Here is a 13,570-nt window from a genome sequence, read left to right as displayed (position 1 = left end):
TTCTATCCTGATGCTGCGTACAAGAAGACGGCATGCTGCGCCGTCAGGCGTCGATGAAATTCGTGATCGCTTTCAGCGTGATCTCGGGAGATACCTCATTGACGTAATGGTCGGCGCCCGGAACGACGACCACGGGCAGATCGGGCCGCAGCCGGCTTGTTTTCGCCAGCGCCGCCGCCGAAACCAATTTGCTCGCCTCGCCTCGAACGATGAGGACGGGCTTCGCCACATCCCGATAGGCGGGCACTAGGTCTGATCGCAGGCCCTTGGCCGTCTGGGCCATGGCCGCGGGTGACGCCAATGGCCGCAGCCCGCCGTCGACCCGATGATAGCCGCTCTCGGCTCGGATCCTGATGGCGTCGCCGGGAATGTTCGGATAACGGCCGGCAAGATATGCTTCTACGGCCTCGGTATCCTCGAAAAGCTGGCTTCCCGCGTTGACCCGGGCTTCCAATGCATCCAACGCTTCGGTCTCGATGTAGGGCGTGAAGTCGATTGCGATGACCGACCGCACCAGATCTGGATGTCGCACGGCGGCCGTGACGGAGTTTCTCGCGCCAAGCGAATGTCCGACGAGGATTGCAGGACCCCGGTCGAGGGTACGGATCAAGCCGGCAATGTCGTCGGCGTAGTCATTCGCCTCGTAACCGCCTTCCGGCTTGTCGCTGAGGCCGTGCCCCCTCTGGTCGACGGCCACGGTCGTGAAGCGATCCAAAAGCCGAGCCATCAACGGCGTGAAGACCGCGGAATTGGAGGTAATACCATGGAACAACAGCATCAACGGGCCGCTGCCCGCCTCGCGCACATTCAGGGCAATACGGCCGGTGTCGATGCGTCGCGAACCAAATTCGTCGCAAGCTATCTCCGCCGCAATGTTCATGATCCTCACCGTCACTGCCCGTCTCGGTCAAAAGGATCATACAGCCAGAAGGACGTCAAGCCGATTGTCTGACATTCTTGCAATCTTCAGATTTGACAATCTGGCTATTTCCCACGGCGTGACGTATGCTGCTTGGGAGATTGCGACTCAAACCGATGAGACGTTAGAGATGCCTCCAGATTTGAATTTGCGAATTTCCCCACGAACAGTTCAACGAGAGACCGTCGACAAGTTACGGCTCGCCATCTTCTCCGGATTGTTCCAGCCGGGAAGCCGCCTCATCGAAAGTCAGCTGTGCACGCAACTCGGAATCAGTCGCCCTTCGTTGCGTGAGGCCTTGCGCAGTCTCGAGGCCGAGCGCCTAATCGAAATCGTCCCCAACCGCGGGCCGTCGATACCGTCGCTTACGTGGGAGGTGGCAACCGCCATCTACGAGGTTCGAGAGCTGCTGGAAGTCGAGGCCGCGGGACGATGCGCGTCGAGAATTTCCCCGGAGCAGTTGCGCGAACTCGAGAAATCTCTTTCCGCATTCGAAGCGGCCGCGTCCAGCAATGACAGCCTGGCGCAGGTCATGACCGCCGCGGACTTCTATTCGATCATACTGGCCAATTGCGGCAACCCGATCCTGGAGGAGGTCCATCGGGGCCTGGTGGCCAGGATCAGCTTCTTTCGCGGACGATCGATGTCATTGGATGGCAGGGCACAGAGCAGCCTGGCGGAGATGAAGGAGATATACGAATCCATCGCTGCCGGCGACGAGAAGGCCGCCCGCAAAGCCTCCAAAAATCACCTGTTGAAGGCCAAAGCGGCAGCGAAGATGTCCATGGACAGCGCGACTTGAGTTTTGCGAAAGACAGTTGCTCCGCCTGAGACCCGAAGCCTTTGACGAGGTCGCGGAACGACTGTCCGCGAACAGCTCGATACGGGGGCCCACCTCGTGTCAGGCGCCACCCTTGCCGACCATCCAAATACGCAAGCGTCAGTTGGAGTGATGATGACCTGGGCGAGTTTTGAGCGCGAACGGGATGCCGATATCGTCATCGTCGGCGGCGGGTCGGCGGGCGCATTGCTTGCAGCGCGACTGAGCGAAAAGCCGGACAGCCGCGTTCTGCTGATCGAGGCAGGCGAAGAAGCGGCGGATCCCGATATCTGGAACCCCGCCGCATGGCCGGCACTTCAGGGTCGCGGCTACGATTGGGACTATCGCACGGAGCCGCAGGCTGGGACCGCGGGCCGGGTGCATCGCTGGGCGCGCGGGCGGGTGATCGGCGGTTCGAGTTGCCTGCACGCGATGGGCTACATGCGCGGTCATCCCCGGGACTTCCAGGCATGGGTCGACGCGACTGGCGATAACAGATGGAGCTGGGATGAATTGCTGCCTGTGTTTCGGGCTATCGAGGATCACCCGCTCGGCGGTAACGGCCTTTACGGCAAGGGCGGACCAATGCCCGTCCATTTGCCGACCGACGAGGTGAGTCCGGTCGCGCGCGCGTTCGTCGAAGCCGGCGCTTCGCTCGGCCTGCCGCGTCTTGAAGGTCACAACAGCGGAGAGATGATCGGCGTCACCCCGAACTCCCTGAACATTCGCGATGGGCGGCGGGTTACGGTGGCGGACGCCTGGCTCACGCCGGCTGTTAGAGGCCGCAAGAACCTCACCATCCTCACGGCAACGCGAGTGCGGCGGCTTAAGCTGGCGAGCAATCGGGTCCGCGGTCTCGAAGTCGTGGGGCGACAGGGTCCCGTCGAAATCCTCGCGGATCAAATTGTGCTTTGCGCCGGCGCGCTGGAAAGTCCCGCTTTGCTGATGCGCTCGGGCATCGGTCCGCACGACATGCTCGATGCCGCCGGCGTTGGCTGCCTGATCGATATGCCGCAAGTCGGTCGAAACCTTCAGGATCACCTGCTTGGCGCCGGCAACCTTTATGCGGCCCGCAGGCCCGTTCCTCCATCGCGGCTCCAGCACTCGGAATCGATGGCCTATATGCGCGCCGACGGGTTCACCGGTACCGGTCAGCCCGAAATTGTCGTTGGTTGCGGCGTCGCGCCGATCGTCTCCGAAAGCTTTCAGGCGCCTGCCGCCGGTACGGCATATACGCTGCTGTTCGGGATCACCCATCCAGCGAGCCGCGGCAGCGTGCGCATAAGCGGACCGGAGCTCGATGATCGGTTGATCATCAACCCCGCATATTTGCAAAGCGGCCGGGACCGCGTCTTGTTTCGCCAGGCGCTCGAGGCAGCCCGGACGATCGGACATCGGGATGAACTCGCCGGCTGGCGCGAGCGCGAACTCCTGCCAGGCAGCCTGAACAGTGCGGCTGACATGGACGACTTCATCGCGCAGTCGGCCATCACGCACCATCATCCCTGTGGCACTTGCAGGACGGGCAAGGACCCGGACGCCGTCGTCGATGCGGATCTGCGGCTCAAGGCGCTCGACAATCTTTTTGTCGTCGACGCTTCGATCATGCCCAGTCTCACCGCCGGACCTATACACGCTGCGGTTCTCGCGATCGCCGAGACCTTCGCGCGATCCCGCGCCTGAGAAATATCATATGGCCGGCAAAGCAAGAACCACCTGGCGACACGGCACAACGGCATTTCAGCGATTGCTAACGGAACCGAATGGCGATCGTTGAATTTTGCTTCATGCGGATTACGGAAGGGACCCCGTTTCTGGAGCACCTGCATGAGCAACATAAGCGCCGAATTCTCTGGGAAACAGAGTAACCTTCGGGCAAAGGGGCCGTTCCAGCGATTGTTGCGCACAATCGGGCCCGGTTTCATCACTGGCGCTTCGGACGACGATCCTTCGGGCATCGGCACCTACAGTCAGGCGGGCGCCCAGCTGGGCTTCAATGTCGGCTGGACCATGGTCTTCACATTTCCGCTAATGGTCGCGATCCAGGAGATAGCAGCGCGAATAGGCCGGACGACAGGTCGAGGTATTTCCGGCAACCTCGCCCGGCACTACCCGTCTCCGCTGATGTATTTTGTAGCCTTGCTTTTGTTCGCCGCCAACGTGATCAACATCGGGGCGGACCTGAGCGCGATGGCTGACGCACTGCGATTGCTGGTGGGCGGCCCAAGCTCGCTCTATGTCGTTGCGTTTGGCGTGGCATGCGTTTTGGCCATCGTCTTTCTCGACTACAGCCGCTACGTGACGGTCCTGAAATGGACAACGCTGAGCCTCTTTGCCTACGTGGTGGCCGCGTTTCTGGCTGATATTCCATGGGCCGAGGCGTTCAAGGGAATCTTTGTTCCTCACGTGGAATGGAGCCGGGCGTTCTTCACGACGCTTCTGGCCATACTCGGCACCACGATTTCTCCCTACCTGTTCTTCTGGCAAGCATCGCAAGAGGTCGAAGAGGAGAAGATCGACCCAAAGGCCAAGCCGCTGAAATGGGCGCCGTGGCAGGCGCCGCGCGCGTTCCAGCGCATTCGCGCCGACACCCTGGTGGGCATGGCCTTTTCGAACCTGATCGCCCTTGCGATCATCGTCACGACGGCCGCCACCCTGCATAAGGCGGGGGTGACCGATATCGCTTCCTCCACCGACGCAGCCAAGGCCCTGGAGCCGGTCGCGGGCAAATTCGCCTTTGTGATTTTTGCGATGGGGATTATCGGCACTGGCCTTCTTGCCGTGCCGGTTCTCGCCGGCTCGGCCGCCTTCGCCGTCGGCGAGGCGCGCCGCTGGCCAGTGGGACTGGAGCGCAAGCCGAAGCAAGCGATGGCATTCTATGCCACCTTGGCCGCCGCGGTAGCGCTGGGAATGGGGATCATGCTGACGCCGATCGATCCCATCAAGGCGCTATACTGGAGCGCCGTCATCAACGGCATATGCGCGGTCCCCGTAATGGTCGTCATGATGCTGATGACCGGGCGTTCCGACATCATGGGCGAATTCCCCGTTGAGGGCTGGCTGCGCTTGCTCGGCTGGCTCGCGACAACAGCAATGGGACTGTCCGTTATCGGCCTCGCGCTGCAATGGATCTTTTGAAATGACGCGATCGGATCAGGCTCCGGTATGATGCTGAGCGCCTGCGGGGAACCAGGACCTTGGGTATCGGCCGGCAGTCGCGTACCGGCACCATCGTCGGTGACGGGCCGCTGAGCATCTTCTCGTCAACGTGCGCTCAGCGCGACCATGCGATCGAGGGCGGCGCCAAGGCCTTTCAGCGACACCGGAAAACTCAGCTTGGTGTCGGCCGCGGTGGTGACGTCGAGTTTCAGCTCGCTGCCCGCCTTGAGCTTCTGCATCAGCGCCCGGTCGATCGGAAACAGCGCCACGCAGCCGTTCGGCAGGCAGGTCCTGAACTTCAACGGCCCGACGGGCGGCTGGTCGTCGATCTGAGGCATCACGCCGGGCTCGAACAGGATGCCGAAGGGCAGCAGCAGGGTTCCGATCAGCCCGCCCTTCTGCCCCACGCGCAGTTCCACGGCCAGAAGCCTCTGGCCGTTTTTCTGCGTCTGGTCCTGCGTGACCGTGCAGACCCGGGCATTGTCCTGCATGCCGCAGGCCAGCTGCCAGTCCTGATAGGTTTCCTGGAGCGACGATGCGCCATTTGGAAGCGACGCCTGCTGCTGTTGCGCAAAAACGGCCGGCACCGGAGCTGAGAAGGCAGACGCGCAGATCACGGCTGCCTTCAGGAAAAGCTGTCTACGAACCAATGAATGCTGCCTTCTCTTGGGTGCCGGGCAAGTGCCCCGAAGTTGCGGCTTCCAGGGCCGTGTTTACCGTCACGTACAGACCCATTCGCGGATCTTGCATTGGGTCCCCCCTGCCTCGCAGGCTTGCAGGGCGAGATCCTCCGCTTCCCGGCGGGTTTCGGCTGAGTTGACGCCCCAGGGGGTGAACCGATTCTCCACCTTTTCGGCCACGGCGAGCGCGCCGCAATGCTTGTAGGGGAATCCGGTCCTGTCATCGTCCTTCCAGTGGCGGTGATTGCGGAACACCGTAACGACGTTGCAGGCCTTTCCACCAGCATTCTCGCAATATTTCTGCGCTATGTCCTTCGCTTCCTGCCGTTTGTCGGCGCCCCAGAAGAAGCCGTATTTGGTATCGGTTTGGGAGTAGGCGATTGCCGCCCAGATGCCTTTCTCCTCCTGCGGTGGCTCGGACGGCTCCGCCAGATCGGCCGAGACGACCTGTCCGCTCCACAGCAAGGCCATGCACAAGACTGTCAACCGTCGCGATTTCATGGTCCGCAATCCTTTCCAGGGCGCCTCGCCCATTCGCCTGACATTCTCACTTGGCCGCCGATGCGATGGAAATCACCACGCATGTGTTGCCCGTCGGCAGCAGAAGGGCTTCGCCCGTGTTGCCACCAAGCTCGTACACTTCGACCTGTCCGAGATGATCCGTGATCTTGCTGCCCTGCGGAAGAACCGACGGAATGTCCGCGCACGGGCTGGCGAATGGCGCCACCCGCACCATCGCCCCCTCNGCCCCCTCGCAGCCCGAAGCGGTTGGCGAAGCGAAGACCACGCCGGCGGCCGGCCCGCTGTAACGGTCCGTGGCATAGTCCATGCCGACAAAAGCCTGGACAGCGTGCTTGTCGGCGGCCTGGTCGTTCCACAGGGATTTGACGCTATACTTCGTGCCGGTCGTCAAAAGCTGCCCGAGCACCGGAAAGACGGTCGAGCAGGCCTGCACGCCAGCCTGCTTCACGTGCTGGAGGAAGGGCGAGTCCGGCAGCGCGGGAGCGGCGGCAACCTCGGCCTGTGCGGCCGTCGGACTGCCGACCAGACCGGCGATCGCGGCATAGTTCGCGCCGGCAAAACCGATGCCGATCATGATCAGCCCCAACAGCGACAATCCGACGATGCGCGGCCAACGCCGCGGCGGCTCGACGGTCCTCTTGCGGTCCGGTTCGACGGTCGGGTTGCTGCGCGTAGCGGAGATGAACGGGTCTTGCTGGCTCACGGTGCTGCCTCGGTTATTTGACTGGCGCAAGGGCCTCGGACAGCCCCTTGAGCGTTGCGGTTACGGTAATGGTCTGGCCATCGACGGTCGGATAGGAAATCGCCGGCGTCGCCTTCTGCGCTATCTCCTGGCGCATCAGGGGTCCCACCGGCAGCATGCCGACACAGACCATTTCGTTGCAGCCGTTCAAATGCACGTCGATGGATTCGGCGCGCCCCTCGAACTTCAGCGATACCAGCCCATCGCTCCTGGCGTTTGGGGCGGTGCGCAGGATCATGTAGGGTTTGCCGTCCTGAGTGGCGGCGAGCGACCAGCTGAACGCCATCTTGCCCGCCCCGTCCTCGATCACCTGCGAGACGTTGCAGACCTTCTTGCGCGCCTTGAGGTTCTCGTCGCAGATCAGCGTCCAGTTCTCGAAGGGACGGATGGTGCGCTGGTATTGTCCGAGCTTCACGCCCGGCGGCACCACCACGTCGGACGGCTTGACCCTATAGGGCGAAGCCGCCTGCGCGGCAGCCGGCGCCAGCCCGCCGGCAAGCGCCAAGCAGGTCAGGAATGCCATGGCTAGTCCGGGAAAACCAAACGGGTTTCCCGGATTCGCGCCTGGCCTGTCATGGCCGGTTCGCCTGTTCATTCCCGCCCCGGGTCCCGCATCAGTTCAAGGTAAAGCTCAGCCCGGCGCCGACACCGACATTTCCACCCGCCGCCGTGCCGGACACATTGCCACGGATGCGGCCGTCCTCGCTGGTGTAGCCGGCGCCGAAGGCAAAGGCGCTCGAGTCCCGCCAGAAGCCACCGCCGGCCGCCACGCTCAGCTTGCCCGGGCGGTCGTCATAGCGCAGCGAGGCCGCCGCCAGTCCGATTGCCGCCGCCTGCCGTGCTTCGTCCCTGATGCCGCTTATGTCGGAATTGAGCTGGCTGAATTTCTGGTCGGTATAAGTGTTGGCCTGTTGCAACGTCGTGACAGCCACCTGGTCGGTATAGGTCTTGCTCTGAGCCAGGTTCAGGTTCAGCTGGTTGACATTAACCGCGTCGGTGCCGGCAACACCGGGGCCGACATTAGAGATGACGACAGGCGCATTCGGATCGCCGCCCTGCAGCGTGATCTTGTTGGTCTTGGTCGTCGATCCGTCCGGATTGGTGACGGTGTCGTATTGCACGGTGTTTTGGACGGTGCCGCCGATGCCGCCGATCGTTTTGGTCAGGTCTTCGATCGCCGTGTTGGTGGCGTAGAGCTGCGAACCGTTGATGGCGTCGGTACTGCCGGAGGAAATGCTTCCGGCGGCGACATTGGTGATCGTCCTCTCCGCGCCGGCATCGCCGACGCTGACGGTGCCGACCGGGGCCGTGCCGGCAAAGGCGTAGGTCTTGCCGTTGATTGTGGTGCTGGGGGTGCCGACGGCGGTCTGCGAAACCGAGCCAGAGCCGAGCGCCACATCGTTGGTGTTGTTGGCCTTGGCGCCCTGGCCTAGCGCGACCGCGCCCTGCCCGGTAGCCGTCGAGCCATGCCCAGCGGCCAGGCTGTCGGTGCCGCTCGCCACGCTCTCCGGCCCGATCGCCACCGCGTCGGTGCCGCCGGCGATGCTGTCGGCCAGCGTCGAATTGGCGTGGAAGTATTTGATGCCGCCGCCATTGTTGATGGTGGTCAGCGCATTGTCGACGGCGGTGAAGCCGTCATAGACGGTCGAGTAGTTGTTGCCCTGGATATTGTAGGTCGGGCCGGTGATCGAGCCGTCGGGATTGACCGTGGTGCCGCCGCCGAACAGATTGGTCACGTTCTGCGACACGCCGCGCAGCTGCGAGACGTTGACGCCGTCGGTATCGGCCGAGCCGGCCGCGACATTGGTGAGCTTGCGTTCGGCCCCGGCGGCGCCGAACGACACCTCGCCGGCCGAGGTCTGCGCGGCGGTCAGGGCAAAGGCCGTATAGCCGGCCTGCGCGCCAACCGTCGTGATGGACGAGGCGCCCAGCGCCACGCTGTTGGCGAAGGTGCTTTGCGCGCCAGCGCCGAGTGCCACCGATTGGACGCCCGCCGCGAGAGAATCGGTGCCGAGCGCGATACCGTCGGCCAGCATGACATGGGCGTTCTGGCCGATGGCCGTTCCGCCGGGCGCCGTCTGATCGACGATAGCGCCATTGCCGATCCCAACGCCATTGTCGCCGTTGACGACGGTGGTCGGGCCGACCGCGACCGACTCCGCGCCCACCGCAAGCGAATCGCCCGCCGTCGAATTTGCATGGAAGTATTTGGTCGAGGTGGCCGACACGGCAGCGATGGCGCCGGCGAGCTGGCGCACCGTCACCGCATCCTGATCCTGCGTGCCGTCGGCGACATTGGTGATCTGGCGGTACGAAGTGCTGGTGCCGACCGACACGGCGCCGAGCAGCGTCTTGTCGGTGGTGTTGTACTGGATGAAGTTCGATGGGCCGGCCGCGATCTGCCCGGAAGCGGGAGCGATCGCGCGATCCGAGACCGAACCGGAACCGAGCGCCACGCTGTCGTCGATGCTGGCCAGGGTGCCGCGGCCAAGCGACAGCGCGCTGTCCCCGGTTGCGGTCGCCGCGTAGCCGACGGCGGTGGAGCCGACGCCTTGTGCGAAGGAGTCCGTCTGCGCCAGCCCGGCCTCGTTGGTGCGGGCGTAGCGGATGCCGATGCCATTGGCATCGGTGTAGGCGGTCGAAGTGTCGCCGGCGATGTTGTCGATGATGTTGCCGAGATTGGTCACGCCACTGCCGATATTGGCGATGTCGGTGGTGTTCTGCGTCACCTGCTGGTTGGTGGCGAAGAGCTGCGAGCCGTTGACGGCATCGGTCGAACCGCCGTTCAACTGCCCAGCCGCGACATTCTGGATCTGGCGTTCGGCGCCGGTCGAGCCGACCGAGAAGGCGCCGGCCGGCGAGCCGCCGGCGAAGGCATAGTTGACGCCGCCGATGGTCGCGCCGCCGGTCGCGGTGGTAGCGCCAGACGTCGAATTCAGGCCGATCGCCACATCGCCGGCATTGTTGGCCACCGCATTGGGGCCAACCGCGACGGAATCGGTGCCCAGCGCCTGGGAGTCCGCCAGGGTCGAGTTGGCATGGAAATATTTGATGCCGCCGCCGACATTGATGTTGGTGATGGCGGCACCGATGGCGTCGACGGCCTGGTTGGTTGCGGCGAGCTGCGAGCCGTTGATCGCATCGGTCGAGAGCGCGCTGATCCGCCCCGCGGCGACGTTGGTGAGCGTGCGTTCGGCGCCGGGTGCGCCGACGCTGACCGTCGAAGTTGGGGTGGTGCCCTGGAAGACGTAGGTCGTGCCGTTGATGACCGCATTAGGCGTGCCGACCGCCACCGCGGTCACCGAGCCGGAGCCAAGCGCCACGTCGCCGGAGCTTGCCGCCGCCGTCGCGCCATTGCCTAGCGCGACATTGCCGGCGAGACCGGCGGCGCCCGCCGTCGAGCCGTTGCCAAGCGCCACCGAACCTTGCCCAATGGCCTTGTTGTTGTTGCCGACGGCAACCGCGCCAGCGGCCATGTTGGCGGCGGTGGCGCTCGCCGTGCCGTCGCTGTTGGCGATGTTGTTCGCGCCGCCGGTGAAGGCGCCCGTGCCGCTGGCGTAGCTGGGATCACCGATGGCGACCGCACCGTCACCATAGGCTTCGTTGCCGGCACCGATGGCGACCGCCTTGCCGCCGTCGGCCACCGCGCCCGTGCCGATGGCGACGGAATCGGCGGTGATCGCGCTGGCGGCGGTGCCCATGGCGACCGCGTTTACGTCTTGTGCCACCGCGCCCGCTCCAACTGCCGTCGAGGCTGCCCCTGAAGAGACGGAAGTCGTGCCGATGGCGATGGAATCGTCGCCTGCGGCCGTGACCGAACGGCCGCCCGCGAAGGCACGGGCACCGGTGGCCTTGGCTGCGGAACCCGTGGCGACCGAATAATCGCCGCTGGAGTTGGCACCGGCGCCGGTAGCAACCGAACTGACGCCGCTGGAATTTGCGTTGTTGCCAACGGCGACGCCCGAGGTCGCGGTGCTGGCAACGATTGCGCCCGAGCCTACCGCAACACCACCACCGGCAGCGAGCGCCTGTGCCTGGTTGCCCAAGGCGACGCCGAAGGCTCCCGACGCAACGGTGCTGGAGCCGACGGCGACAGAGTTAATCGCCGATGCAGCGGCTGACTTGCCGAGGGCAGTGGCACTGTCCGCACTGGCGACGGAGGACCAACCTCCTGCAAAGCCATAGGTACCGGTGGCTTGGGCCGCTGTTCCGATCGCAACTGCGTTGTCGGCTCCCCCGTTCGCGTTGATGCCCAGAGAGACCGCTTGAAGCCCGCTGGAGACCGACCCACCGCCAATTGCTGTGCTGTTCACACCTTTGGCAGTGGAGGCCTCACCCAAAGCCAGACCGTTTACCTGGTTCGCGACCGCGCCCTGGCCCAAGGCGATTGCATTAACGGCGCTGGCTTTGGCGAGGTACCCCATGGATACGGCCCCCGTCGCCGAGGCGGCCGCTCCGTTGCCAATCGCTGTGGACTGATTGGCCGACGCCGTGGCAGATGTGCCGAAGGCGCTGGCTCCGGTCGCCGTTGCAGACGCGCTCGAACCTACGGCGGCGGACCATGCCCCCGTCGAGGCCGCGGCTGTGCCGAGCGCAACGGCCTCGAACGTGAAGCCGACAGGAGCGGTGCCGCTCGCATTTGCATTCGTGCCAATGGCAACGGGAGAACCGCCGCCAGTTCCGGCGTTTGCCTTGGCGCCGACCCCCATGGCTATGGCCGCACCATTTGAAGATGAAGCGTTGGACGACAACCCAATCGCCACCGAGGCCCCACCCGAAGCGCTGGCCGTTGAACCGAGAGCGACGGCGTTCGCGCCGTTTGCGGTGCTGTTGACACCAAAGGCTGACGCTCCGTCCACCAGCGCGCGGGCGTTCCCGCCCACCGCGAGCGCGTTGACACCGGTCGCGTTCGCGAAGACACCGATGCCTATGGCGTTGAGGCCATTGACACCCATCGAATAGCCGATCGCGATCGAAGCATCGCCGGTAGCGGTGATAGCGGTGCCCAACGCCACGCCGTTGTTGCCATTCACGTGGGCGTTAGAACCTATGGCGGTTGAGGCGGCGCCGGGAGCGGTGCTAGCGCAACCGATAGCAATGCTTTGCCCCCCTGCGGAGGGAGTCGTGCAGTTCGCGACGTTGGTCACAACACCGTTGCCAATGGCGACCTGCGCGAAAGCTGATTGCGGGATCATGATCCCCACCACGGCAAGCTGCACCCCGAGCATCCCGCCGACGCCCAGCGTTCCCAGCCCCAGGCGCTTGCGCCGCATGCCGAGCACGCAATGGGCCATCCGCAGCACCGCCATCAGGCGGCGGCGAGCCGAGCGAGAGCGGGGATCGGCGTTCGCGATCCACTGACTGGCGAAGTGCGCCGCGCGATGCCGAACAGGAAGCGAGCCGCTCGAAATGCGATTGTCGGTCATGGGTCCCTCCGCTGGCCGGCACGAAAATCAATTCCAATGCCATCAGAAAGACATGATTCCTCTCAGCCGTATTTCACGAAATTGCTGCCTTGTCAGCAAAGAGCCGAGCAACCCGGGGGAGGTTAACGGCTAGTTACTTTAGCTGATGCTTTAAAACAAAGTAATCAAGAAGAGATGTGAGCGACGCCTCATCTATTGTTGGCGTTAAGCTTCCGCACCCGCGCCTGCAATGGGGTCACCTGCCGGTATTTCTTCATCACGGTGGTAAAATGGCTCTGGCTTGAAAATCCGCTGGAGTGAGCGATGTCGGCGATCGTCATACGGCTGTCGGCAAGCAGCCTTTCGGCGAGGTCCAGCCGCAGGTCGAGAATGTATTGATGCGGCGGCACACCGAAGGTCCTGGCAAACGCCCGCACAAAATGAGAGGGCGAAAGCCCGCACACCGAAGCCATCTCGGCAAGCGCAAGCTTGCGGGTGAAGTTCTCGTGCAGGAAATCCTGCACCTTGCGTGCGGCCCGGGGAGAAAGCCCGCCTTTTGCAGTGAGCGCCGGCTGCCGTGCCGCATTGATTCGGGTAACCGACCCGGGGAAACCATCATCGCCCGGCATTCTTCGGCCTCCTGATAAGTCCCAGACAAAGTTCAACCCGAGGCCTCCCTGCCCGTTCCCCCCAAAAACAATTCGTGATTGCCCGATGCGGGCCTGCGTCTTCGTTGGGCCCGTTCCTGTGATCGGTCCGTCCGGACGGCGAACGATGCGCAGGCTGCATGGGCGCAAGCACGATTCCTACCGAGTATTCCTTGGCAAGGAATGTCTGGGAGCCGAGCCCGCGAACGGAACAAATCACGTTTTCTTGCGCTGTGGCCCTGAGCGGACCTGCACTTTCAGGAATGATGTTTAGGACGTATCGAGTTGTCCGCTCTCGATCGATGCCTCGGAAAACGCCGCTTTCCCGTGCCTCGTCCGCATTTTTCATTCGCACTGCCTCAGCCGTCTCGACGACGCCTCATCCTCTTTCCCGGCCCGGAGACAGCGTAACGCAGCCACCTTCGCTTGGGAAGAAGTTCCACGCGCAAAGAAAAACCTTTATTCGAGACAAGAAAGAAAGAATGGCGATGAATGGGAGTTGACGAGCGTTTCATTTTCGCTCGGCGCAAGGTTTTCGCCATCCAGGAGTTCGCCAATCGGGTGCTGACACGCCCGGTCGAGCGCGATTCTGTATTCTCGTCAACCAGTGATGGCAAGTGCCTGGCGCAGCCTGCGATGATCCATAGCTTGCCGGCGAAGTCGAGCATGGGAGCCG

The 13,570-nt window shown here is 63.6% G+C and carries 11 protein-coding genes; 3 read left to right on the top strand and 8 right to left on the bottom strand.

The features are described from left to right. Positions 1-43: 43 nt before the first annotated feature. On the bottom strand, positions 44-880 hold the full coding sequence (locus X739_RS156435) for an alpha/beta hydrolase (protein ID WP_023770392.1): 837 nt from the start codon (positions 878-880) through the stop codon (positions 44-46). Between X739_RS156435 and X739_RS156440 the strand changes: the two genes are divergently transcribed. From X739_RS156440 to X739_RS156450, 3 genes are all read left to right on the top strand, one after another. Continuing rightward, positions 879-1,721 carry a GntR family transcriptional regulator gene (locus tag X739_RS156440; protein ID WP_245273804.1) on the top strand — a complete coding sequence of 281 codons (843 nt, stop codon included), beginning with the start codon at positions 879-881 and terminating at the stop codon, positions 1,719-1,721. The genes X739_RS156435 and X739_RS156440 overlap by 2 nt on opposite strands. A 153-nt stretch (positions 1,722-1,874) precedes the next feature. Continuing rightward, positions 1,875-3,422: a GMC family oxidoreductase gene (locus tag X739_RS156445; protein WP_023794001.1), complete on the top strand. Its 1,548-nt coding sequence runs from the start codon at positions 1,875-1,877 to the stop codon at positions 3,420-3,422. A 144-nt stretch (positions 3,423-3,566) separates the two neighbouring features. Next, a complete protein-coding gene (locus X739_RS156450) occupies positions 3,567-4,877 on the top strand; it encodes an Nramp family divalent metal transporter (RefSeq protein ID WP_023793998.1) in 1,311 nt (436 codons plus the stop codon). Positions 4,878-5,002: 125 nt separating this feature from the next. On the opposite strand, the gene X739_RS156455 is transcribed toward X739_RS156450, so the two are convergent. From X739_RS156455 to X739_RS1000000169200, 7 genes are all read right to left on the bottom strand, one after another. Beyond that, positions 5,003-5,548: an invasion associated locus B family protein gene (locus tag X739_RS156455; RefSeq protein ID WP_023770396.1), complete on the bottom strand. Its 546-nt coding sequence runs from the start codon at positions 5,546-5,548 to the stop codon at positions 5,003-5,005. 69 nt (positions 5,549-5,617) lie between these two features. After that, entirely contained in the window at positions 5,618-6,079 is a 462-nt protein-coding gene (locus tag X739_RS156460; RefSeq protein ID WP_023770397.1) for a DUF4189 domain-containing protein, read from the bottom strand. Between the two features lie 46 nt (positions 6,080-6,125). Next, entirely contained in the window at positions 6,126-6,803 is a 678-nt protein-coding gene (locus X739_RS156465; protein WP_023793995.1) for a hypothetical protein, read from the bottom strand. 13 nt (positions 6,804-6,816) lie between these two features. Next, complete coding sequence (locus X739_RS156470) at positions 6,817-7,365, bottom strand: invasion associated locus B family protein (RefSeq protein WP_023770399.1); 549 nt, start codon at positions 7,363-7,365, stop codon at positions 6,817-6,819. A gap of 91 nt (positions 7,366-7,456) precedes the next feature. Next, positions 7,457-12,268, bottom strand: coding sequence for a YadA-like family protein (locus tag X739_RS156475; protein WP_023770400.1), 4,812 nt, complete (start codon positions 12,266-12,268; stop codon positions 7,457-7,459). A gap of 188 nt (positions 12,269-12,456) precedes the next feature. Continuing rightward, on the bottom strand, positions 12,457-12,912 hold the full coding sequence (locus X739_RS156480) for an AraC family transcriptional regulator (RefSeq protein WP_245273803.1): 456 nt from the start codon (positions 12,910-12,912) through the stop codon (positions 12,457-12,459). Between the two features lie 341 nt (positions 12,913-13,253). Next, positions 13,254-13,562 carry a hypothetical protein gene (locus X739_RS1000000169200; protein ID WP_156939831.1) on the bottom strand — a complete coding sequence of 103 codons (309 nt, stop codon included), beginning with the start codon at positions 13,560-13,562 and terminating at the stop codon, positions 13,254-13,256. Positions 13,563-13,570 lie beyond the last annotated feature (8 nt).

Origin of the sequence: Mesorhizobium sp. LNHC209A00 (assembly GCF_000502915.1) — a bacterium.
Classification (GTDB): domain Bacteria; phylum Pseudomonadota; class Alphaproteobacteria; order Rhizobiales; family Rhizobiaceae; genus Mesorhizobium.
The sequence above is the reverse complement of the archived record's forward strand: the minus strand, read 5'-3'. Positions and strand labels throughout refer to the sequence as shown.